Source organism: Sphingomonas sp. (assembly GCF_019746665.1).
Taxonomy (GTDB): Bacteria; Pseudomonadota; Alphaproteobacteria; order Sphingomonadales; family Sphingomonadaceae; genus Sphingomonas.
On record NZ_JAIERS010000005.1, the window covers coordinates 124,791 to 146,429 of the forward strand.

Consider the following 21,639-nt stretch of genomic DNA (forward strand, 5'->3'; position numbering starts at 1 on the left):
AGTTAACGCCCTCGCTCTCCCTTTGGGGAGAGGTTGGAAGTGGCAGCTTTCGCTCCACTAGCTGACCTTCTAAGCAACGTGCTATCGCAGCTACTCAGAGCAGCGACATAGCTGAGAGAGACGCAGAATGATCGCACTGATCGCATTGCTGCTAGCAGCGGAGCAGGCTGCGACAACCGCTCCCGCACCACCGCCAGCTAACGATCAATGCAAATACGATTCAAACGGCCTCGATTTAGGGTTTAATGCCTTTGACCAAGACGCGACCGCTGGATGGCGCGCCCTTTCGTCGAAGCCCGGCTGCGAAGAGGCTGCCGCCAATATGGTTCGAGCCTATCGGATGAACGCCGAAGCCTACCTTCCGTTACTCTATTGGCATGAGGCTCAGCTTCGAGCTGAGGCTGGCGACTATGGAGCAGCCATCCCGCTGATGGATAAGTCTCGTGAGCCGGCTAACCGGGACAAGTTCGGATGGAACCCATATGTCGATGCGACCATCGCTTTCCTTCGGCGCGATAAGGTTGCGCTGACGAAGGCTCGCAAACGGTTGGCCGAGCTACCAAAGCCGAGCGACCTCAATGCGGGGCGCAGTTGGCCACCTAACCTCGGCGTGGTCGATGGGCTGATCCGCTGCTTCGGCAAGACCTATAAGGTCGCCTATGGACCGACTTGCAGAAAGCCGATAACCTAGCGTGCTTTGTCGCAATCGTTCGTTGGTCGGGCGAACGGCAGCAAACCACCCCATCCCGGACGCCCCCCCGTCTCGCAGAGAGCGGCCCCAGTTCAACGCACACCCCAAGCAACACCGCGCTGCTCGTCAGTATGGCGCCACACCTTCGCTCAGCCGCCGCCGCCGATCGCCAGCGCGCCCTCGTCCGCCAGCCCGCGCTCGGCGCCTTGTTGCAGGATCACCGCGACCAGCGCCGCGCGGCGGGGGACGTTGAGCTTGGCGAAGGTGCGGCGCAGATGCTCGCGCACGGTATAGCCGCTGATGCCGAGCTGGCGGGCGATCTGCTTGTCGCACTTGCCCTGCGCGACTAGCATCGCGACTTGCAGCTCGCGACGTGTCAACACTTCGGCGGCGCGGGTCGCGGGCGCTGCCTTGGGGCGATCGAACAGCAAATAGGGCTCGCCATCCAGGTCGATCCGTCCGACGGGGCTCGCGCCAAATAAAATGCCATCTTTTGTGGCGAAATCGCGTTCGGGGACAGCAGCGAAACGAACCCCGTCAATCACGCACAAGCGTTCGCGACAACTGCCCTCGACCTCGCCCGGAGACGGTTGAGAACTGGGCTGCGCCAGGGCGCTGTTCTTCAAAACGTCAGGCACGCGAATACCCCCGCCAAGCGGTGCTTTTGCCAATTCGGCTTCGGATTTTCGGCTTCAGTTACAGATTAGCCACAAATTTCGAGTCGAGTCGAGTCAATCATGGCGTGTGCGTTATCTTATCCATAAGCGATGCCGAGTGCGGCGAGCACCGCCGGAGTCAGCCGCACCCCACTGTTGAACAGCCCGGCGGGCGCCAGCGGCACACCGGCGCGGCAGCCCCAGGCGCCGCCGGCGTGCGGCTTGGGGCCGGCGGTGTGGACGCCGATCACGCGCGGCGGACGGCGCGGATCGAGCGTCACCCAGATCGGCGCGCCGCTATGCCCGGGGCAGGTATCGACCGTGTAATGGAGCCGCGCGGCATCGACGCGATCGAGCCGCTCCTCATGCTGCCACTGGGTGCCGAGCGGCTTGTCCCCCGGATAGCCGCTGATATGGACCAGCCGCCGCTGGCGCAGGCGACGCAGCGCCGCGTCATTGGGCGCCATCAGCGCGAAATGGCGCGGATCGGGATGGAACGGCCGCGCGAGCTCGATCACGCCGATATCCACCTCGGCGCGGGGGCGGCGCGCATATTCGGGGTGGACCCGCCACGATGCCGCCCATTGCGCGCCGAACGGCCGGGTCGCCGCGTTGGCGCGGCCCGGGGTCACGCGGATGCGCTGCGGCGCGCTCGGCACGCGCAGCACCCGGCGCATCGGGCTCATCAGGCAATGCGCGGCGGTGAGCAGCGTCGTCGGCCCGATCAGGAACGCGGTGCAGCCCGAAAGGCGGTCCGATCCGAAGTCGCGCTCGATATGGCAGATCGCCGACCAGGGAAAGCGGTTGGTGGCGATCACCCGGCGGCGACCGTCATTGGGGCCGATTACGGCATAGTCCGCTTCATCGACCAGCCGGTCAAGCGCGTAGGGGATGGCGTCGGCCAAGTCGGTCATGGCGCGTCCCCGGCGGGGGGCGCGTCGGCGCTGGGATCGTCGGCGGCGGGTTGGGCGGGCGGGGCATCGGCGATCGCGGCCCATAGTGCGTCGGCGACGATGTCTGGGTTGGGCCGGCCGCGGAGCCAGGCGACGGTGCGATCGACGAACGCCCGATCCTCCACGTCGAGCAGCGCGAGGTCCGGCGCTGCCCGGGGCGGCGCGGCGGCGTCCGGGCGCGGCGCGGGACGGGCGCGGGGCGGCTCGGGCGGGGCGTGGCGTTGCCCGGGCGGGGCCGGGCGCGGCTGAAGCGCCCGCACCTCGGCCAGCACCAGCGCGTCGAGTTCGGCGAGATATTCGCGGCGCGCGCCAGTCCGGTCCATCGCGTTTCTCCTCAATCCTCGAAGGTGGTGGTGCTCGGATCCTTCAGCTGCGGCCGCTCGCGCGCCTGGAGCAGGCCCTCATAGACATGCGCCAGCGACACTGAGAGATCGGGCCCGCGCAGGATGCCCGCCTGGACCAGAATCGCGCCCTCCGGGATCCGGGCGAGCGCGGCCCGGACGCGGGGATCGCCCTGCGCAGTGTACTTATGTTCATGAATACGCTGGAAAATAGGCTTCTGGGTGCGGGTCATGCCGATCGTGAGCGGGCGGGCGCGGTCGATCCCGGCGCGGGTGAGGCGGTAGAGATTGGGGCGCCCGGTCGCGAAGAAGGGGCGCAGCGCGGCCGGGATCGGCCCCCCGCGCGCCTGGCGCAGCGCCGCGAGCGAGACCGGCGCGGTCCAGCCCTGGAAATGATCGAGCGTCAGCCGCCCGCCACGTGTCTGCCGCCGCGCGGGCCGCGCCGCCTCGTCCGCCCGCGCCTGCGCCATCCCCCGGCTCCTGCACCGAGCGCACCCGCAACCGCACCCCGTCGCCCGGGCAAGGGCGTGCTCGGCGCGGTCGGTCGCGCCCGGATCGCAGCCCCCGCAGCGGCAGCGGGAGCCGCTCAACCGGGCGATTTCATGTTCGATGGTCTGTTCAAGCGTGGAGAGCATGGCAGGCCTCATTCGGTCAGGACGGGGAGGCGGGTGGCGGCGCGCTGGCGCTCGCGCGCCTCGCGCTCGGGAAGCGGCAGGCGCGGCTGCGGCGGCGCGGCCTGGCGGATGCCGAGGATCGTCGCGATGTTGGCGGCGGGGTCGCGCCGGATCGCGATCTGGTCGGCGGGGCCGGACAGCAAGGTGACCACGCCGGGACCATGGCCCGCGACGGTGCTCTCGCTATGGACGACGACGCCCACCGAGACGAACGCGCCGTGCTGCGATCGGCCGAACCGGTTATCGGCATCCTCGATCGCGACGATGTCGCCAAAGCGTAAGCTGCCCAGCCGGTGGCGGCGTACCGCCTCCGGATCGGAGAGCTGAATGTCGTAATCGCCTCTAATGACGTTGTTTTTACCCAGCCCCGATCCCATCAGCCGCGCCGGCACCACATGGGTGACCGGGATCGACAGCCGCCCGTCGCTATCCCACAGCCGCCATTTGGCGATCAGCCGGGGCGCGCAGTTGACGAGGCGAATGTCGGGATAGTCGATCAACCGCGCGCCGATGCCATAGGCATAGACCTGCACCCGGTCGCCGATCGCCATCCGCCGCATCACGGGCAGCGGGAAATCGAGCAGCACATTGTCGATCCCGCCATGCTTGCCCACCACCACGCCGCGCGAACCAAGCGCGCGGCCCGACTGGATCACGGCGAAATTGCCGATGCAGGCGTAGGATTGCAGCGCCTGATTGGCGGCGCCGTCGCCCGCGCGCGCCTCGTTGCGGATCGAGACGCCAGGCTCGACATGGTCGGCGGCGAGCCCGACGCAGCGATCGCCGACGCGGTGGCTGAGCACGATCCCGCCCGAGCCGGGCAGGTGGCGCGGGGTGCCGTCCGCCCCGATCCGCCACGGCCCGAGGCGTTCGAGCGGCGGCGCGACCTGGCCGAGCACGGTGATCATCACCAACTCGTCGCGGTTGATGCGCGGGCGGCTGTGATCGCGCATGCTCATCGCGCTTCTACCCGTTGCCAGAGGAGCGCCGCGCCGGCCCAGGGGGCGGGATCGGCGTCGAACACATCCTCCTCTGTTTCGTCAATCGCCTCGGCGAACGCGAGCGCCGCGGGAGCGATCACGTGGACCGCGGCGTAGCGCCGGCGATGCGCGGCGAGCGGCAACAGCGCGCCCGGCGGCGCGGCGGCGCGCCCGGGCAGCGCGATCACCGACGCATCGAGCCCCGCCTGCTCGAACAGGCCGCAGAGCAACGGCGGCGCGTCACCGCCACCGGGTGTCAGAATGGTCACCGGATCGGGCTGAAGCGCGGCGGCGAGCGCCAGGCTGTCGCGCGCGCATTCCGCGAGCGGGCCGTCGCTTCCCAGCTGACGGCGACTCCACGCGGCGTCGAGCGCGGCGGCGCAGCGTTCGAAGCGCGGGAGCAACTCGCCGCCAATCCCCTCCGGCAGGCGGCTTTCATAATGCGCGTCGCCCACCCAATAGAGGCTCGCGCTCAGCCGGCCATAGCTCCAGGCGCGGTGCCAGCCGGGGAGCTGCGCCGCCATCGCCGCGCGCGCCGCGTCGTCATGCCCCATGCCTCCGAGCCTGTCGGGGTGGGCGCGGTAGAAGCTGTCGTTATCGAGCAGCCCCCAGAAGCTGCGCGGCAGCCACACTGGCGCGAATGGCGCCAGACGCAGCGCGGTGAGCAGCCCCAGCGGTTCGAGCGCGAGCGCGGCATCAAGGATGAACGCGCTCGTTCGCGCGGTGACCTTGAGCGAGAGCGGCAGCCTGGCCTCCATCGCGGCACTCCCTCGCCGGCGCTCAGGCCGAAACCATCATCGACTGACGGGTGGAAAGCCCCGCCATCCAGCGCAGATGCTCGGTAACGCCGGGGAAGCGCCGCCCTTCCGGCGTGGTGCGATAGGCGGCGATCCAGGCTTCGGCGTGCATCCCCACCGCCTTGGCATCGGCCTGGAACACCACCGGGTCGATGGTGGTGCGGAAGTCGTTGTCGGCGATATATTGCAGGATGCGACGGCCGCTCTCGGCGAGCTTGGCGCGCTGCGACAGATCGGCCGCGCCGCCGAGATGGCGCTGGGAGACGACCTCGATCACGTCCCATTTGGTGTTGGCGTCGAACGCCTTCTTGATATCGGGCGCGTCGAGCAGCTCGAAGATTTGCTGGAGATACTGGCCGACCTCGGTGGTGAGCGCGAGGATGTTGCCATAGCTGGCGCGGTCGAGCGCGAAGCGCAGATCGGTGCCGACCCGCTGGATCGTCGCGAGCGGCGCGAACGGCCGTTCATCGAGCGCGTTGCTGCCGCGGATGACGAGGCCGATCGTCAGATCGCGGAAATACTGCGCCAGCGCCGACATGAAGGCGACGAGCTGGAAGTGGAAATTGCGGTTGGTCACCGCGCCGGCCGGCGTCGCGACGGTACCGTAGTTGAAGGCGCGGCGATAGGCGATCAGCCGGTCGCGCCGCGCATAGCGGATCGGCGTCCATTTCTCGAGAATGTAGAGCCCGCGCGCACCGGGGCCGCGCTGGATGCGCATCTGCCCCAACTGGAACATGCGGCGCAGGACGTTGACGACCTGGAACACCTTCATCCGTTCCATCTGGTAGATGTAGTAAAGCTCGGCCGCCGCGTGGAGCTGGCTGGGGATGACCGATTCATCGAAATCATTGCGCAGCAGCGGGTAGGCGAGCTGCTCGAACCCCTTGATCGGTCCGCCCGAAAGGCCGGTCAGGTCGCCGAAGCTGGTCGGACTGGGGCTTGAGGCGCGTTGCACCAGATCCTCGAAGCGATCCTCGAACTGCGCCTCGAACGCGGCCCGCTCGGCTGGCGACAAATTGGGCAGCTCATCGCGGAAGAAGCGCTGGAAGAGCCGCTTGATGACGTCGTTTGATTCGTAAGCCATGATCGGACCTCATCCTGGAATTTGCTCGGCGCGGGGGCGGGGCAGCGCGTCAGGCGGACGATTTGGGATCGGCGCGGGTTGGCCCCTTCGGCTTGGCGGCGGCCGCCTCCTTGGCGATGGCGGCGGGCGCGGCGGGTGAATTCGTCACCAGCGTCACGTCTTCCGGCTGGTCGGGGTGATGCTCCGCCGGCTGGGCCAGCGCGATCAACGTCGTGATCGTGACGAACCAGTCGTGATCGGTCATCGCCAGTTCGCGAGCATGGCCGCCGCGCTCGAACGCGGTCTTGAACTTGTGCGCTTCGCCGAGTGGGTCGGTGATCTTGGCGAAGCTGGCGAGGTTGGGGCGCTGAAGCTCCTTGTGGACGATCGCGCCCCAGCCGGTGCGCTGAACGACGTCGCCACTCGTATCGAGAATCGCGGCGATGAAGCGCACGACCGCGAGCGAGATGCCGGCCGGCGCCTGGGGCCGCGCGAGCGTCTTGGCGATCCTGCCCAGCGCGTCGAGATGGCCGGCGATGGTCGTCAAACGGCTGGCGATCGCGCCTTCCGCACCCAGCGCCTGCTGGATCGTGGCGGTATCGTCTTTCAGGGCAGCCGCGGTTTCGGCAAGGCCGATCACGTCGCCGCGGGTCGTATCGATCGCGGTTTCGATTCCGTCGAGCCGCCCGACCTTGCCGAGCACACGGTCAAGCACCGCCGGCAGGCTGGGCACGTCGACCGCCGAGCTTGCCGCCCCGCCGCCGCCCGGCATCCCGTGCCCGGCGGCTGGAGCACTTGCCTGACGCTCGACGAATTCGGCGGCGAGCTTGCGAAAATCGGTGCGGGATGCGTGCGACATGGTGCTTCTCCCTGCTCAGATTTGGCGCCGATTGGCACGGCCAAAGGCCAGCCGGCTGACCGAGGTGGACAGCGTCGGCGGGATCGAGATCGGACCGCCCGATTGCGGCACCGCCACTTTGTAGACCTCCTCGAGCACCCACCCGATCAGCTCCAGCCCCACCGAACGATCGCGGCTGTAATCGAACACCAGCTCGAGCTTGCATGCCGGCGCGAGCGAGCGGGCGACGTCTTGCACCCGCGCCTCGACCAGATATTGGCTGCTCAGTTCGCGGATCACGATGCTCCGGTCGCGCCGAGGCAGGCTGCCATAGCCCCATTCCTGCGACACGATCCGCTGCACTTCGTTGAGCGCGTCATCGAGCGCATGGCTGATTTCCGGTGCTCGCCCCGCCGCTTCCAGCTCGTTGCAGATATGCCCGAAGGACATGATGAGATCGGCGAGGCTGTATGCCCTGATTTCGGGCTCGCCCCGCCCGTCCAGGCTGGGGCTCAGCGCGTAGTAATCGATGCACCGATCGAGATTGTAGAGCAGCAGGTCGAGCACGATCTGGCACTGGGTCGCCTGTGAATCGCAGCCGCAATCGGCGAAGCAGTCGATGCTCTGAGCCAGCGCGCCGCGAACGCTCACCAGCCGGCGGAGCCGATCAGCGACCTGATCGGTGCCGATCGAGTTGTAGAGCCCGTAGAGCAGCATGGTCGGTCGCGAGATGTCGAGCAGCCGGGCGCCGCGCACGCTGCGGAAGGCGTCAACGAACAGCGATAGCGCCGAAACGAAGGCCGACATGGGCGGCGATTCCGGCGACGATGTGGCGTTGGGATCTTTGGAGGTCTCGCGATAATCGGGCGCGGCGAAGGTCTGGCCATATTCGACCAGCCGCTGGAGGCGCCCGACCAGCATCGCCGAAGCGGTCGACAGGTCGCGCAGGCTGTTGACGCTGCCGCCGGTCGTCAGATCGACCAGCTCGTCAAGCGCGCTCGCCAGGGTATTTTCTTCCAGCAGCGCGCGCAGATCGGCCTGGCCTTGATTGTCGAGCGCGTGGGTGAGCTGGCGGAATGCCTCCAACCCGCGCGGCCAATCCTCCTGGCCGAGGCTCGCCTCGACCGTGCCGGTCATCGTGCGGAGCGCCAAGACCACGGCGTTCCGCCGCGATTGCAGCTCGCCCGCGCTCACCCGCAGCATCGCCGTCGATCGAGTGATGCCGCTCGCCGCATAGCCATCGCCGATCGCGACGAGGATCAGCCCGGCCATCACGTCACAGCTTTGCGCGAATTGTCGGAACGCGGGCTGCTGATCGGGGGTGAGCGCGCCGATATAGCGCGCCAGCCGGGCATAATCGCCGAAGCTGCGCCGCGCCGCCAAGGCGGTGTTGAGCTGCACCGCGTCGAGTGCCTGCGCGGCGGCGGCGAGCCCGTTCGCCGCCGTCTGTCGCAAGCTGCGCGCCCAACCGCGGATTTCGACGCGGATGTCCTTGAGCGCCGCCGTCGTTTGGAGCGAATCGAGATCGCGCTCCAGATCGTCGCGCGCCTGCGCGATCTCTGCCACCGAACCGCTTGGCGGTCCGGCGAAGCTGGTTGGCAGCGGCGCGGTGGTCGATGCGAAAGGCAGGCCTTCGCGTTCGCGCCGGATCAGCTCCGCGTCGGCGGCATAGCGATCGAGCAAGGCGCCTGCGATCTGCTGCGGATCGCTGGGGTCGCTAACGCGCAGCGTTCGGCGCAGCAGATTGTCGACCGTGATGGCGTTGGGCGATCGGCTGGCCAGCGGTGTCGAGGTCTGGGGGTCGGTCATCGCGGTCTACCTCATGCTGCGACGGGGTGGGCGGAAGCGCGCGGCGCGTGGCCACGGCCGGAGACGGGATCGTGCCGGTGAAGCCGGGCGAGGTGGTGGATCACCAGCCGCGCGATGCGCGTCGGGTCACCCCCGCTTTCGAGCGCGAAGCGGCTCGCCGACACGAGGAAGCGCGGCGGCAGCGGCGGCACCCGCCCGGCGGCGATGGCGATGCCGCCGCGCCGGATCGCGGCTTCGTCGGCGCGGGTGAACGGGATGGCGTCGGCGAGCGCGTGCTGGCCGAGGTTGCGCCGCGGCTGATAGGCGATCTCGTCGACCACCGCCGGGATCACATGCGGCGTGGCGGCGAGCAGCGCCGGCGGCAGGCGGTGGCCGTGGCCGGGATTGTAGAGTTGCCGCCAGACGCGCTCGGCCTTTTGTGCGCTTTCGGGAAAGCCCATCCGGCGCATCATCTCGGTCAGGATCAGCGCGCGGAACCAGCCGGTCGGGTGGACGCTGCCGGGGCGATAGGTGAGCGCGCGCGCTTCGGGATGCGCCAGGAATTCCATCATCCCCCAGGCGGATGCGGTGCCGCCCAGCAGCAGCGCGGCGAGATCGGCGAAGATTTCCTTGTGCCAGCGGCGGTAGATCGTCACCACCAGCGGATCGAAGCGCATCCGCACCAGCCGGTTGGCGAGCGCGTCGGCATTTTCGTGCCACAGCCGCATGTCCGCCTGCAGATTATGCGCTACTTCATGCAGGAACACCGATTGCCAGGGATTGTCGCGATCCCACGGAATGCGGATCACCGGAAAGGGGTTGCTGTCGCCCAGCAATCGGGCGAGCGCGACGCCGCGCCGCTGGGTCGCGGGCGAATAGCCATGCTCCATGTAAGTGAGCGGCTTGAGCAGCGGGCCTTCGAACACATCGGGCAGCGCCGCGCGTACCGCCGCGTAGCAATCGGCGGCGATCACGTCATGCGCGGCGAGCGCGGGAGCGAAGCTCGAGCCGCGCTGGCAGAAAATCTCGAACAACATGCCAAAGGTGCGGCGGGTGCGATCGACGTCGCGATCGAGCAGCGCCATCGCGGTGAGCTTCTGGTTGGGAGTCTTGTCGCGCCAGACCCGTTCGAGCGCACCGGAGCGGCGGCGGATCGACCGGGCGATCGTGGCGAGCCGGCGATTGGCGGCGCCGAAATGGGCGGGGGAAGGGGCATAGGGCATGTCCTGCGGGCGCAAGCCCACCCGGCGCGGCGTCAGCACCGTAAGCCGGCCCGCGCGCGCCTGGAGCGCGATCAGCTTGGTGTCGACGAAGCGGGTGAGCGTGTCCGCGGGCATGGCCGTGCTCCTTCCCCAAGGCGCCTGATCAGCGGCGGATCACAATGGTCACGGGGCCGCGGATCGTGATGCGCCGGCCGCGATGATGCCGCGTCCCGTGGCCCGCCGTGGTGGTGCCCGCTATGCCGCCATAGCCGCCGCCATGATGGCCGAGACCCGCTCCACCCGCGCCGCCGATCACCCGGCGCACGACGGCGGCGGGCGGACGACCGGCGCGCACCGCCTGGCCGACGCGCTGGATCACGCGTCGCCCGGTGGGCGAGGGGCGCACCAGCCGGTGGCGCAGCTGCGGGTTCTGCCGGGCGACGCGGCGCACGGTGTTCGCCAGCACCTGGGGCCGCATCTGGACCGGGGTGCGGCGCGCGACGGCGGTACGGCGGACGCTGCGGGCGATGCGCGGCAGCGCGCGGATCGCGCCCGGGCCGCCGCGATTGACGAGCTGGGTCGCCGCCGCCCGGATCGTCTGCACCGCCTGGCGCCGGACCGCCGGGGGCAGGCTCGCCGCGCGTGGCCCCAGGATCGTACGCGCGGCGAGCGCCGCCACGACCGGCACCGCGCGGCGCTCGCGCACCGACAGTTCGGCGAAGGCATCGAGCGCTTCTTCCTCCGAAGCCTCGTCGGCGAGCAGCTGGCCGAGCACATTGGCGACCGGCCCGGCGATCGCGCCGACCCCCGGGATCAGCCCCGCGACGGGCGCGACCGTGCGCGCGATCTGGCCGACCACCGGCGCCGCCCGGGCAACCCCGCGCGCCACCGCGCCGCCGACACGCGATAAGGTACGGGCAATACGGCGGAAAAACTCGTCGCTATCCTCCGCGCCGAGCGCGAAGGCGAGCATCCGGTCGATGTCTTCCTCATCGCCCTCGTCGCCTTCTTCGAACCCGTCGAAGCCGTCGGCCGCGTCGAAGCCATCGGCTTCGTCGTAGGAATCGAACTCGTCGCCAGCGTCGGCGGCGTCGAACTCGTCATAGCCGTCGAACCCGTCGGCCTCGTCGGCGCCGTCGAAGCCGTCGGCTTCGTCGCCCGCGTCGAACTCGTCGCCGGCGTCAAAGGCGTCGAAACCGTCGGCGGCACCCTCGGCCTCGTCCATTGCGAGGTCGTCAAACATATCCTCCTCGAAGCGATCCATGTCGAAGTCTCCTCTCGACTGCCTCGCGAACAGCGGCGAGGTGCTGGCTAGCGGGCCGGATGCTAGGATCGGCTCGCCGGGGCCGGCGCGATAGTCGACATGATCGGGTGGGGATTTCGCGGTCCGCCGCGTGCGGCCCCTCGAATGGGGGACGCGGATTTGGCCAGCGCGGGGCAGCGCCGAGCCTTTCCCGGGCAATGCCACGCACGTCCGGGGCGACGCAAAGCCGCCCCGGGGCAACGCCGTGCGCGTCCGGGCAATCCCGGGCGGGGTGATTCAGGCGATCGCCGCCCGCGCCCGCGCTTCGACCAGCTTGTCGAGGATCGTCAGCGGCACCGCGCCGTCGCGCAGCACGTCATGGAACGCCTTGATGTCGAATTTCGCGCCCATGATCGCCCGCGCCTTCTCCCGCGCGCGGTTCCAGGCGATGTGGCCGAGCTTGTAGCTGCACGCCTGGCCGGCCTGGGTGCAGTAACGCTCGATCTCGCGCTGCGAGCGGGGGCGGGCGAAGCCGACCGTCTCGACCAGGTAATCGGTCGCCTGCTCGCGCGTCCAACGCTTGGCGTGGATGCCGGTGTCGGCCACCAGCCGCGCCGCGCGGAACAGATAGCTTTGGAGATAGCCCGCGCGCTCGATCGCGCCGTTATAGCCGCCCAGCTCGTCGGCCAGTTGCTCGGCATAGAGTGCCCAGCCTTCGGAATAGGCGCTGAAGAACGACAGCCGGCGCAGCAGCGGCGTCTTCAGGCCGGCGACGATGCTCAGCTGGGTATGATGCCCCGGCACGCCCTCGTGATAGGTGAGCGAGGGCAGGGTGTATTTCGGCCAGTCGCCGAGATCCTTCAGGTTGATGAAGTAGATCGCCGGGCGCGAGCCATCGAGCGCGGCCAGCCGGTAATAACCGTTCGACGCGCCATCCTGGATTTCCACCGGCACCGCGCGGATTTCGAGCGGGGCGGTGGGCGGGTTGCTGATCACTTGGCCGATCTTGGCCTGCATCGCCTTCACCCCGGCGTTGAGCCCGGCGAGCAGTTCCGCGCGGGCTTCGGGGGTATCGGCGTAGCGCTGTTCGGGCCGCGCGTTCAGCGCCGTCAGCCGCGCCCCGACCGAGCCCTGGGTCAACCCCTGCGCGCGCAGGATCTTGTCGAGTTCGGCGCTGATCTCCGCCACTTGCGCGCGGCCGAGCTTGTGGACCTCATCGGGCGAGTAGCTGGTGGTCGTCGCGGCGGCGAGCGCATCGGCATAGATCGCGTCGCCCTGCGGCAGCGCCCACAGCCCGGCTTCCTTGCGGCGCGGCAGCCCCTTCACCAGCGCGATCTGGCGATCGAGCGCGGGATAGACCTTCTCGCTCAGCAGGGCCGTCGCGCGCGCGCCCCAGTCGCCCGCCAGGTTCGCCGCCTTGGCGCGGGTGGCGAGCGAGGTGACGAGCGAGCTTTCCTCGGGCTTCACCCCGCGCAGCTTGTCGAGCTGGCCGAGCGTGAGTTCGAGCGCGAAATCGGGCGCGACATAGCCGCGCGCCGCGTCCGCGCGCTGCGTTTCGCTATCCTGGTCGAGCGCGGTCGCGAAGGCTTCGAGCCGGGCGAGATAGGCGTCGGCGTCGCCCATGTCCTTGATGACGTGCGATGAGGTGAGGAAATCGGGCACCGAGAAATAGGCGCCGCCCTGCTGGAAGATCGCATAGGGCCGGATCGTGCTCTGGATGCCGTATTTGGCGGCGCCCTTCAGCCCGCTGTTGAGCGAATAGAGCACGACCTCACGGTTCAGCTTGCCCTCGGCGGTGAGGCTCGCGGGGTCCACCGCCTCGATGGCGGCGATCGCGGCCTTGCCGCGCGTTACCTGACGCGCGCGCCCGGCGAGCGAATAATCGTCGAGCTTGCGACGCAGCGCCGCGCGCGGGCCGCGATCGAGCCCCAATTGTGTCGCGCCTTCGGGGCTTTCGTCGATATTCTCGTTGAAGATGCGATCGAACAGCGCGTTCAGCTTGGCGTCGCCGCTCGGCGCCTGCGCGCGTACCGGAACGCTCGCCGCGAGCGCCGCCATGCTGCCGCTCACCAAGAATTGCCGCCGATCCATGCCATTCCTCCCTAGTGTTGCCATACGCTGGCACGCCCCGACGCCGCGAGCAAGCGTCTTGGCGTCGGCGATCACGCCGCCGCGAGCCAGCCGAGCAGCGCGCGGCCGGGAAGGAAATAATAGCCGCCGCCGCGCATCGTGACGAAGCGGGGCGGGGGTTTCAGCCGCACCAGCCCATCGCGCGTCGGGATGGTGAAGCCACTGCCGCCGCCCGGGCCGAGCAGCGGATCGCCTTCGCCCTTCAGGCTGATCGGGCAGCTGAGCGACACGATATTGCCGTTGATCCAGGTCTGCTGGATGAATTCGAACTGCCGCTCCAGATCGCCGTTCAGGCACATGAACAGCAGCCCCGGATTGGCGCCGGGGTCGGGGGCATAGTGGCGGCCGATGCGCATGATGCGGTGGCGGTTGCTGATCGCCACTTGATCGGCCGAGCCGGGATCGAGGCTGTCGCGCGGGTTGGCGCGGCGGATATGCGCGCCGAACGGGCAGCGCAGCCCTTCGGGGTCTTCGGCGCCCAGCCAGAAGTCGTTGGCGTCGATGATCGCCTGCTTGGCCGAGGCGCTATACGGCGCGCGGACCAGCGCGGCGCCGTTGCGCCAGCGCCCGACCAGCTTGGCGGCGATGAAATCGGGCGTCACCCAATAAGGCGCGCCGAGCCGGGGGGCGATTTCGGTCGCCGTCTCCGCGCAATAGCTGTTGAACGCGGCGACATCCTGTTCGAGCTGGCGGACCACCAGGAACGATCCGTCGCGCCCGATCGCGCGCTGCTGGTTGACGCCCGCCGCCGCGAAGCTGGTGTCGGGATCGAGATGCGGCAGGCGGTTCTCGGGGTCGTCCATCGGGTCCATCACCGGCCCGGGGGGCAGATTGCCGCGATTGTCGGGATAGCCCAGGATGAACTCGCCGGGTTCGACCAGGTGCAGCGGATCGCCGCTGCGCAAGCCCTTGTACGTGCCCCGGATCACCGGCTGCGAACCCCCATCGGCGAAGCCGAACGGTTCGTAATTGTTGGCGCGATCGAAGCGCGCCATTTCGACGCGGTGGCTCTGGAGCACGCCGCGATGGAGCGCGGCGGTGAGCAGTTCGGCCTCGATCGCGGCGAGCGTCGGCGCGTCCTGCCCATAGACGATCAGCGCGACATGGTCGGGCTCGGCGCCCCACCACCATCGATCGGGCGCGGTGTCGCCGCTGTCGCCCAGAATGCGCGCGCGCGCCGCCATGCCTTCGACGAAGGCGGGCGGGAAGCTGTCGAGCGCGTCGGGCGGCAGGCCGAGCGTGGCGAGGCCTGGCGCGCTCAGCCCCAATTGCACCACCGCGCGCAGCCGATCGTCGTCGCGCACGCGGCGGCCATCGCCCCAGCCGATCAGCGGCTGCAGATCGCGCAGCCAGGCGCGGGCGAGCGCGCGGTCTCGCGGCAGGCGCCACAGGCTGAACGCGGCATGTTCCAGGAAGCCCAGCCCGCCGAACAACAGGCTTTGAATTTGCGGGGTGACGAGCGTGTCCTGCGGGCGGATCGCCGAGCCGAAATGGCAGAGCCAGCTGTTCGCCTCGTCCTCGGTCATCGCGCCGGTCAGCCCGCGGCGGACGGCGGCGTTGGCGCGGATCATGTCGGTGGTGAGGCTGGGATAGGCGCTGTACCAGCAGCGCGTCGGCACCATGCTTTGTCGCGCGTAGCGCTTGAAGCGCTCGCCATCGGTCGCGCCCTGCTGGAACAGGTTGGCGCTCTTGGGGAAGCCGACGGTGTTCGACCAGACGCCGGTAAGGCCGATATGGGCGAGGGTGATGAAATCCTCGAGATAGGCCTCCCAGCTGCCGCCATAGTTGGAGAAGAAGATGAAATCGCGCGTGCCCGGCACCGTTACCCAGCGCGCGAAATGGATCGTGCCGATCGGCCCGAGATAACCCGGGCGGTAGAGCATCGGCGACAGCGTCGCGATCGCCCAGAAGGCGAGCCGGGCGGTGAAGGCGCGCACCCAGCCGGGCTTGCGCTCGGTGAGCGAGACCATGTGGTTGTGCGCGAAGTGGTTTTCGCGCGCCACGATCTCGCGCAGCGTCGCGCGATCGGGGTTGCGCTCGCTCACCCAGTCGCGCGCCTCGGCGCGGCGCAGCAGCCAGTAAGTGAGGCCGAGCAGCAGCGCGGTCGCGACCGCGAGGATCAGCGCGCCGCTCCACAGGCCGTGCCAGGCGCCGTGGAGCGCGGGGCGCAGCGCGTGGCGCCAATCGGGCGCGTGCCGGGCGCGCCACAGCGCGCTCGCGGCGATCCACGCGAGCAGCACCAGCCCGACCGGCCACAAATAGGTGCGGATAAAGGCGAGCGCGGCGGTGGGGATGATGCTCGCCAGGCCCTGCTTGGCGAAGGCCGGGGCGGCGTCCCCCGGGGGCAGCGCGCGGCCTTCGTCGCCAAGCGCCGCGCGCACCGCCTCCAGCCGGGCGAGCGCGCTCAGCCCCGCCCCTTGCGCGTTCAGCACCCCGGCGCAGCGATCGGCGAGCGCCGCCTCGGCGATGATCCGCCCGACGCTCATCCCCGGGCTGCCGCCATGGTTCAGCCCCGGCGCGGTCCGCCAGCCAAAGCCGCAGGTGATGCTGTGCGCCTTCAGATAGGCGGCGACATTGCCGTCTCCCCAATCGCGGGCGAGCGCGAAAATCGGGCCGAGTATCCCGCCGATCGCCGTGGCGACGCGGTCGATCGCTTGCGCCTCGCTGCCATCGGCGGAGAATTCGAGCACCAGATGCGCGCGGCCGGCGGTGAAGCTCGGCAGCGCGTGGAGGCTCAGGAAATGGGTGCCGCCGCCATCGGCATCGGTCTTGCCCAGCAAGGCGGCGAGCTCCGGCGCGATCGGGTTGCCGAGCAGGTCGATCGCCGCCTGCGCGGTCGCGAGCTTCGCCGGATCGAGCGGCGCGACGATGGTGACGAAGGCCTGGTTCATAGCCCCGCCAGGCTCAGCCGGGCGTGCGCCGGGAAGGGGCCGGCCCACTCGATCGGCGCCAGCCGCTGCGGTCCGCGCGCGACCAGCCCGCCGACCAGCATCGCGATCTGCCAGCGGTTGATCGCCCGCCCCGCGCATGGGTGGAGTCCGCCGCCCAGGTGGAGATAGGCGCCGCTCGGGCGATCGGGGCGCAGCGTCGCCGGATCGGGAAAGGCGTCCGGATCGCACATCGCGGCCTGGGTCCACAGGATCAGCTGCGCCGAGGCCGGGATTTGCGTGCCGCCCAGCTCGGTCGCGCCCGCCGCTTGCCGGCCGAGCAGCGGCACATGGCACCAGCGCCGCAACGCCTCGTCGCACCAGGCGGCCATGCGCGCCGGATCGGCGTGATCGGCGGCGACGCGCGCCAGCAGCGCGCGATCGGCGATCAGCACCGCCATCACCTTGGCGACCACGGTCGCGGTGGTGTCGATGCTGCCGACGAGCATCCCGCCCAGGCTGCGGCGGACGAGATCGTCGTCGGCGCCGGCGCGCAGCAGCTGGCCCATCAGATCCTCACCCAGCGCGCCCGCGGCGCGGCGGCGGTTGATCTCGGTGGTGAACCAGGCGCTCAACTGCGCGGCGGCGGCGAGCGCGCGCGCCTCGACCGCCTTGTCGCCCGCCAGATTGAGGAAACAATGCGCGAAGATCGCCCGCGCCGCGTCGAGGAACGCGGGCTCGTCGGCGGGGGCGATGCCGAACAACGCGCGCGCGGTGCTCCCGGCGAGCGGGCGCGCATAGTCGCCAACGATGTCGATGCTGTGCGCGCCGGTGCCCAGCCGCGCCGTGATCGCGCGCTCCAGCGCCGCCTGGAGCGGCGCCATGTCGACCCGGGACAGCGCCCGGTAGAGCGTGGCGCGCTCATGCGCCAGCGGCATCGCCCGGTCCTTGCCCAGGATGAAGGGAAAGCCGATCGCCTCGAACCGATCGCCATTCACCGGCGCGATCAGGAAATCGAGATCGCGGCGCAGCACCTCCTGCACATGGTCGTGCCGCGCGACGATCACCCTCTGCCCCAGCCGCAGCGGCTTGTTCCACCAGCGGGCGAGCGCGATGCCGATCCGCGCCGCCCACCAGCCGAGCCGCCGCGCGCGCAGCAGCTTGGCGATCGCGCCGCCGCCGCCCGCCGGGGTGTGCCAGCTCTCCGCCGGCGCCATCGTCATGGCAGGCCCCGATAATGCGGGCGGTTCTGGGCATAGACCGCGAGCGCATAGGCGCCGGCGGGGTGGGTGCGGTTGGCGAGCACCCAGTCGCGCAGCACCGGCGCCACTTCGTCGAGCGGGGGCGCCATGCCGCCATATTCGGGCGGGAAGACCAGCGGCGCGATCAACGCCGCCATCACGATGTCGACCCCGCCGGGGGCGTCGCCCGCCAGGAACGGGGTGCCGCGCCGGCCAAGCTCCGCCGCCACCGCGTCCAGCCCCTTGGCGAGCGCGGCGGGCGCGTCCGCCACCACTTGCGGGGTGATGCCGAGCCCGCGGCGCAGCAACGGCTCCCACAGGAAATAGAGCCAGCGCACCACCATCCGTTCCCACCACGGCGCGCCATGGATCGCGATCGGCGTCATTACCCGCCGGTCCTTCAGCACGAAATGATAGACATATTGGCGCGGGAAACCGAAGAAGCTGGGGAAGATCTGGCGCAGCCAGGCGTTGTTCTCCAGCCGCTCCTCCAATGTGTCGCCATAGACCTTGGCGCCCGCCGGTGCGTGGCCGTCGATCGCGTCGAGCTGGCCGAATGGCCCCTTCCACAAGGTGCCGGGCGCCAGGATCACCGGCACCTCGACGCCCGCGCCGCGCGGCCAGGTGGCGAAAATATGGAGCAGCGGAACGTGCAGCTCCTCCTCGAAATCGAGCCCCGCGCGATCGAGCAGCCAGCGCATCAGATCGCAGCCATTGCTGATCGCGACCGATAGCAGGCGATAGGGCGGCGGCGGCCCCGCGCTCACGCCGCCACCAGCGCGGGGGCGGTGGGGGCGCCAAGCGCGAGATCGACCGCGGCGTGCATCGGCAGCCCCGCGCCGCGTTCGAGCAGCGCGTCGCGCTCGTCCGCGGGCAGCGCCGCCGAAACCACCGCGTGCGCCTCGGCGAAATCGCGCTTGGTCAGCACCGATTCGCCTGCCTGGCGGCGGCGCGCTTCGGCGTGGCCGAGCAGCATCGCCGCGTCCGCCGCGCGACCCTGTTTGGCGGCGATGCACACCATCGGCAGGAAAGCCAGGTAATCGAGCGCCATCGCGTTCAGCCGGAACTGATCGCGCGCGATCGTCAATGCCTCGTCGAGATCGTCGGGCGTCCCCCGGCGCGCGAGCCGGCTGGCGAGTTCGGTCGCGACCTGGCACGGCACCTCATGGCTCTGCGCGACGCCGTGCTGCACCCGGCCGAACAAGTCGCGCCACGCCGCGATCGACGCGTCGAGATCGTCGTCGGGCTCGAAGCTCAGCGCGGTCATCTCCCAATAATGGGCGAGGCCCGGCGCGCCGACCGCCCGCAGCGCCGCGATCATCGTCGCGAACAGCGGGCGCGCCGCCGCCGGCCCCGCCTCGCCCAGCCGCACGCACGCCTCCAGCCCTAGGCCGAGCACGCCGATCCGTGATAGCGGCCCCTGCGGCAGCAGCGCCTGGATTTCGTCGGACACGCGCCGTGCCTCCGCCAGCCGGCCGGTGAACCAGTAAGCGAACCCCTTGGACGACAGCGTGTCGATCATCATTTCGGGGTCGTTGCTGCTCGATCGCAGCGCGTCGAGCGCCTCGTCGGCCAGCTCGAGCGCGGCGCTGGGCTTCAGCCGCATCAGCGCGTGCAGCCGCGCCGAGAGCAGCCGGGCGCGGATCGTCGCGGGCGTCGACGGGCTCAGCTGGCTGATCGCCCGGTCGAGCAGCCGCTTGCCCGGCCGGTCGGTGCGCATATGCGTGGTATAGGCGACCAGCCGGTGACCCAGTTCGCGGTCGCCTTCCGCGCCATAGGCCCAGTCGATCGCGGCGTTGATATTGTCGAACTCCACCCGGTAGCGGCGCACCAGCTCGGCATCGCTGACCGGTCCGCAAAAGTCGGCGAGGATGGGCTCGGCGAGATCGGCGAAATAGGCGGCGTGGCGCCGCCGCCAGGCCGCCTGCTCTCCCGCCGCCTCCAGCTTGGCGAGCGCGAAGGCGCGCATCGTCTCGAGCAGCTGATAGCGCCGTCGCCCGTCGCCGGCCTGCACCGCGACCAGCGAGCGCGCGACCAAAGCCGCCAGCGCCGCGACCACGGCATCGGGCGCCAGCGCCTCGTCGGCGGCGATGGCGGCGGCGGCTTGCAACGAAAAACTGCCGGTGAACACGGCGAGCCGGCGGAACAGGGTCGCCTCGGCCGGGCTCAGCAGGTCGTGGCTCCAGGCGAGCGTCGCGGTGAGCGTCTGGTGGCGCGGCGCGGCGCCGCGCGATCCGGTGAGCAAGGTGAAGCGGTCGCTCAGCCGCGCGAGCAGTTCGGCGCTGCCGAGCATCGGCGCGCGCGCCGCCGCCATTTCGATCGCGAGCGGCAGGCGATCGAGCCGGGCGCAAATCTCCGCGACGGGCGCGCGCTCGGCGGGTTCGGCGCCGAAATCGGGGTCGATGGCGCGGGCGCGATCGAGGAACAGCGCCTCGGCCTCGTCCGGCGAGAGCGGCGGCAGGCGCCATAGCTGCTCGCCGGCGATCGCCAGCGGCTCCTGCGAGGTGACGAGCAGCCGTACCCCGGGGCACGCCGCGCGCACCGCCGCCGCCAGTTGGGCGACATCGGCGATCAGATGCTCGGCATTGTCGATCACGATCAGGCAGTCACGCCAGCGCAGCCGCTCGACCAGCGCCGTGACCGGATCGGTCGCGGGGAGCGCGATCTGGAGGCATTTCGCCACCGCCTCGGGCAATTGCGGCCCCTGGCTGAGCGGGGCCAGCTCGACGAACCACACGCCATGCTCGAGCCGGTCGCGCTGGCGCCAGGCGAGTTCGAGCGCCGCGCGCGTCTTGCCCATGCCGCCGGGGCCGACGATCGTCACCAGCCCATGGTCCCGCAGCCGGTCGGCGATCGCGGCGAGATCGTCGTCACGGCCAACCAGCGTCGCCGCCGGGCGGGGCAGACAGGCGCGGGGCGGTTCGCTGGAAGGCTCGGCCACGGGCGCCGCCGTGCCTTCGCGCGTCACCGCCGCGCGGAAACGATAGCCGCGCCCATACACGCTTTCGATGAAACGCGGCGGCTTGTCGTTATCACCCAGCGCGCGGCGCAGCTCCTTGATTACGCTGGTCAGTGCGCTTTCGGTGATCGCCATCCCGTCCCAGACGGTTTCGAACAGATGGTCCTTGGTGATCAGCCGCCCTTCGGCGCGCAGCAGCGCCTCGAGCACGGCGAGCGCCTTGTTGCCGATGGGAACAGGTCCGTGCGGCCCGATCAGCCGCGCGTCGAGCGGATCGAGACGGAATCGGTCGAAGACGAACGGAACATCGTCGGCCACGCACGCCTCCCTCTCGAGGTGATTGCGATGGGAAACCTATCACGCGGATCGGCGAACAGGAAGCAGTCGTCAGAAAGGTTACGACGGGCGGCGCCAGGCGATTTCCAGAATCTTTCCAGAATGTCCTCAGGATTGGACGCGGCGACCCGCCTAGATGCTTGGTCACCGGCAAGGCGCCGGCAACCATCGCTCGGAGGAAATGCCATGATCCTGGTTCGCTTCACCGCCGCCGCGCTCGCCGCGGTCGCCACCGTCGCCGCCATCGACACCACCGCCGCCCGCGCCCAGACGATTGAGGGCGACCAGGCCTCGATGCGCGTCTCGTACAAGGATTTGGACATGGGGACGGCGAAAGGCCACAAGCAGTTTCTGGAGCGCGTCCGCCATGCCTCGCGCCTGGTGTGCGACGCGACCAATCCCGGCCTGCCCTATTACCTGATCAACGAATGCGCCGCGAAGGCGACCACGATCGCGATGGATCGCTATGCGCGCGATCAGCGCCCGGCCACCACGCTCGCCGCGCGCTGAGCGGATGACCAATCAAAGGGAGGGGGCAGACCCCGCACGGGGTCTGCCCTTTGGTCATGCCGTTCGATCGAAGGAAGCCAGTCCATGTCGCCACGCATCAGAAGCTGGGCGCGCAGCCTCTATTGGTTGCTGCTGACGCTCGCCGCCTGCGCGCCGCCCGCGGTGCGCACGACGAACCTCGCCGCCGAACCGCCAAGCCCCTGCGCGGAAGCCGATCGCGCGCCGAGGAGCATGTTCGCCGCGTTCGAACCGCAAGCCCAGCCGGCGCTCCTCGCCAGCGCCGGACGGGCGCGCGACGGCGCGGCCTGCGACCCCGCCGTCCGGGCACCCGCCAGCTGAAGCCCGTGTGCGAGGGGGGCGCCGACGCCGG

General features: G+C 70.0%; 19 protein-coding genes. 3 read left to right on the forward strand and 16 right to left on the reverse strand.

Annotation, left to right across the window (positions count from 1 at the left end; translation table 11 throughout):
• Positions 1-127: 127 nt before the first annotated feature.
• Positions 128-691, forward strand: coding sequence for a hypothetical protein (locus K2X73_RS03520; RefSeq protein ID WP_294108606.1), 564 nt, complete (start codon positions 128-130; stop codon positions 689-691).
• A gap of 149 nt (positions 692-840) precedes the next feature.
• Here K2X73_RS03520 and K2X73_RS03525 read toward each other — a convergent pair whose 3' ends face one another.
• From K2X73_RS03525 to K2X73_RS03600, 16 genes are all read right to left on the reverse strand, one after another.
• Positions 841-1,236, reverse strand: a complete 396-nt coding sequence (locus K2X73_RS03525) for a LuxR C-terminal-related transcriptional regulator (RefSeq protein WP_294108608.1) — start codon at positions 1,234-1,236, stop codon at positions 841-843.
• Between the two features lie 209 nt (positions 1,237-1,445).
• Positions 1,446-2,261 (reverse strand): serine protease, encoded by an 816-nt coding sequence (locus K2X73_RS03530; RefSeq protein ID WP_294108610.1) that lies wholly within the window; start codon positions 2,259-2,261, stop codon positions 1,446-1,448.
• Positions 2,258-2,623 (reverse strand): hypothetical protein, encoded by a 366-nt coding sequence (locus K2X73_RS03535; protein ID WP_294108612.1) that lies wholly within the window; start codon positions 2,621-2,623, stop codon positions 2,258-2,260. The genes K2X73_RS03530 and K2X73_RS03535 overlap by 4 nt, the downstream gene beginning before the upstream one ends.
• An 11-nt stretch (positions 2,624-2,634) precedes the next feature.
• On the reverse strand, positions 2,635-3,111 hold the full coding sequence (locus K2X73_RS03540) for a hypothetical protein (RefSeq protein WP_294108614.1): 477 nt from the start codon (positions 3,109-3,111) through the stop codon (positions 2,635-2,637).
• Between the two features lie 173 nt (positions 3,112-3,284).
• Positions 3,285-4,274, reverse strand: coding sequence for a DUF4438 domain-containing protein (locus tag K2X73_RS03545; RefSeq protein ID WP_294108616.1), 990 nt, complete (start codon positions 4,272-4,274; stop codon positions 3,285-3,287).
• Entirely contained in the window at positions 4,271-5,053 is a 783-nt protein-coding gene (locus K2X73_RS03550; RefSeq protein WP_294108617.1) for a hypothetical protein, read from the reverse strand. The genes K2X73_RS03545 and K2X73_RS03550 overlap by 4 nt, the downstream gene beginning before the upstream one ends.
• Positions 5,054-5,075: 22 nt before the next feature.
• Entirely contained in the window at positions 5,076-6,176 is a 1,101-nt protein-coding gene (locus tag K2X73_RS03555; RefSeq protein ID WP_294108618.1) for a hypothetical protein, read from the reverse strand.
• Between the two features lie 49 nt (positions 6,177-6,225).
• Complete coding sequence (locus tag K2X73_RS03560) at positions 6,226-7,014, reverse strand: hypothetical protein (protein ID WP_294108620.1); 789 nt, start codon at positions 7,012-7,014, stop codon at positions 6,226-6,228.
• A 15-nt stretch (positions 7,015-7,029) separates the two neighbouring features.
• Positions 7,030-8,802 carry a hypothetical protein gene (locus K2X73_RS03565; protein WP_294108622.1) on the reverse strand — a complete coding sequence of 591 codons (1,773 nt, stop codon included), beginning with the start codon at positions 8,800-8,802 and terminating at the stop codon, positions 7,030-7,032.
• A gap of 11 nt (positions 8,803-8,813) precedes the next feature.
• Positions 8,814-10,118 carry a hypothetical protein gene (locus K2X73_RS03570; protein ID WP_294108624.1) on the reverse strand — a complete coding sequence of 435 codons (1,305 nt, stop codon included), beginning with the start codon at positions 10,116-10,118 and terminating at the stop codon, positions 8,814-8,816.
• Positions 10,119-10,146: 28 nt separating this feature from the next.
• Positions 10,147-11,247, reverse strand: coding sequence for a hypothetical protein (locus K2X73_RS03575; RefSeq protein WP_294108626.1), 1,101 nt, complete (start codon positions 11,245-11,247; stop codon positions 10,147-10,149).
• 276 nt (positions 11,248-11,523) lie between these two features.
• A complete protein-coding gene (locus K2X73_RS03580) occupies positions 11,524-13,317 on the reverse strand; it encodes a DUF885 family protein (protein WP_294108628.1) in 1,794 nt (597 codons plus the stop codon).
• Positions 13,318-13,388: 71 nt separating this feature from the next.
• Positions 13,389-16,247, reverse strand: a complete 2,859-nt coding sequence (locus K2X73_RS03585; protein WP_294108629.1) for a hypothetical protein — start codon at positions 16,245-16,247, stop codon at positions 13,389-13,391.
• Positions 16,244-17,446: a cytochrome P450 gene (locus K2X73_RS03590; protein WP_294108630.1), complete on the reverse strand. Its 1,203-nt coding sequence runs from the start codon at positions 17,444-17,446 to the stop codon at positions 16,244-16,246. Before K2X73_RS03590 ends, K2X73_RS03585 begins: the two co-directional genes overlap by 4 nt.
• A complete protein-coding gene (locus tag K2X73_RS03595) occupies positions 17,443-18,231 on the reverse strand; it encodes a glutathione S-transferase C-terminal domain-containing protein (RefSeq protein WP_294108631.1) in 789 nt (262 codons plus the stop codon). Before K2X73_RS03595 ends, K2X73_RS03590 begins: the two co-directional genes overlap by 4 nt.
• Entirely contained in the window at positions 18,228-20,741 is a 2,514-nt protein-coding gene (locus tag K2X73_RS03600) for a winged helix-turn-helix domain-containing protein (protein ID WP_294108632.1), read from the reverse strand. Before K2X73_RS03600 ends, K2X73_RS03595 begins: the two co-directional genes overlap by 4 nt.
• 204 nt (positions 20,742-20,945) lie before the next feature.
• Here K2X73_RS03600 and K2X73_RS03605 point away from each other — a divergent pair, with 204 nt between their 5' ends.
• Both K2X73_RS03605 and K2X73_RS03610 read left to right on the forward strand, forming a co-directional pair.
• Positions 20,946-21,269: a UrcA family protein gene (locus tag K2X73_RS03605; protein ID WP_294108634.1), complete on the forward strand. Its 324-nt coding sequence runs from the start codon at positions 20,946-20,948 to the stop codon at positions 21,267-21,269.
• 84 nt (positions 21,270-21,353) lie between these two features.
• A complete protein-coding gene (locus K2X73_RS03610; RefSeq protein WP_294108636.1) occupies positions 21,354-21,608 on the forward strand; it encodes a hypothetical protein in 255 nt (84 codons plus the stop codon).
• Positions 21,609-21,639: the final 31 nt, after the last annotated feature.

Excerpts from the sequence above, each read along its gene's own strand:
- K2X73_RS03575 (WP_294108626.1), bottom strand. The coding sequence starts at position 11,247 with ATGGATCGCTTCGAGGAGGATATGTTTGACGACCTCGCAATGGACGAG.
- K2X73_RS03550 (WP_294108617.1), bottom strand. The coding sequence starts at position 5,053 with ATGGAGGCCAGGCTGCCGCTCTCGCTCAAGGTCACCGCGCGAACGAGC.
- K2X73_RS03520 (WP_294108606.1), top strand. The coding sequence starts at position 128 with ATGATCGCACTGATCGCATTGCTGCTAGCAGCGGAGCAGGCTGCGACA.
- K2X73_RS03580 (WP_294108628.1), bottom strand. The coding sequence starts at position 13,317 with ATGGATCGGCGGCAATTCTTGGTGAGCGGCAGCATGGCGGCGCTCGCG.
- K2X73_RS03570 (WP_294108624.1), bottom strand. The coding sequence starts at position 10,118 with ATGCCCGCGGACACGCTCACCCGCTTCGTCGACACCAAGCTGATCGCG.
- K2X73_RS03585 (WP_294108629.1), bottom strand. The coding sequence starts at position 16,247 with ATGAACCAGGCCTTCGTCACCATCGTCGCGCCGCTCGATCCGGCGAAG.
- K2X73_RS03535 (WP_294108612.1), bottom strand. The coding sequence starts at position 2,623 with ATGGACCGGACTGGCGCGCGCCGCGAATATCTCGCCGAACTCGACGCG.
- K2X73_RS03530 (WP_294108610.1), bottom strand. The coding sequence starts at position 2,261 with ATGACCGACTTGGCCGACGCCATCCCCTACGCGCTTGACCGGCTGGTC.
- K2X73_RS03540 (WP_294108614.1), bottom strand. The coding sequence starts at position 3,111 with ATGGCGCAGGCGCGGGCGGACGAGGCGGCGCGGCCCGCGCGGCGGCAG.
- K2X73_RS03560 (WP_294108620.1), bottom strand. The coding sequence starts at position 7,014 with ATGTCGCACGCATCCCGCACCGATTTTCGCAAGCTCGCCGCCGAATTC.
- K2X73_RS03555 (WP_294108618.1), bottom strand. The coding sequence starts at position 6,176 with ATGGCTTACGAATCAAACGACGTCATCAAGCGGCTCTTCCAGCGCTTC.
- K2X73_RS03545 (WP_294108616.1), bottom strand. The coding sequence starts at position 4,274 with ATGAGCATGCGCGATCACAGCCGCCCGCGCATCAACCGCGACGAGTTG.
- K2X73_RS03610 (WP_294108636.1), top strand. The coding sequence starts at position 21,354 with ATGTCGCCACGCATCAGAAGCTGGGCGCGCAGCCTCTATTGGTTGCTG.
- K2X73_RS03590 (WP_294108630.1), bottom strand. The coding sequence starts at position 17,446 with ATGACGATGGCGCCGGCGGAGAGCTGGCACACCCCGGCGGGCGGCGGC.
- K2X73_RS03605 (WP_294108634.1), top strand. The coding sequence starts at position 20,946 with ATGATCCTGGTTCGCTTCACCGCCGCCGCGCTCGCCGCGGTCGCCACC.
- K2X73_RS03565 (WP_294108622.1), bottom strand. The coding sequence starts at position 8,802 with ATGACCGACCCCCAGACCTCGACACCGCTGGCCAGCCGATCGCCCAAC.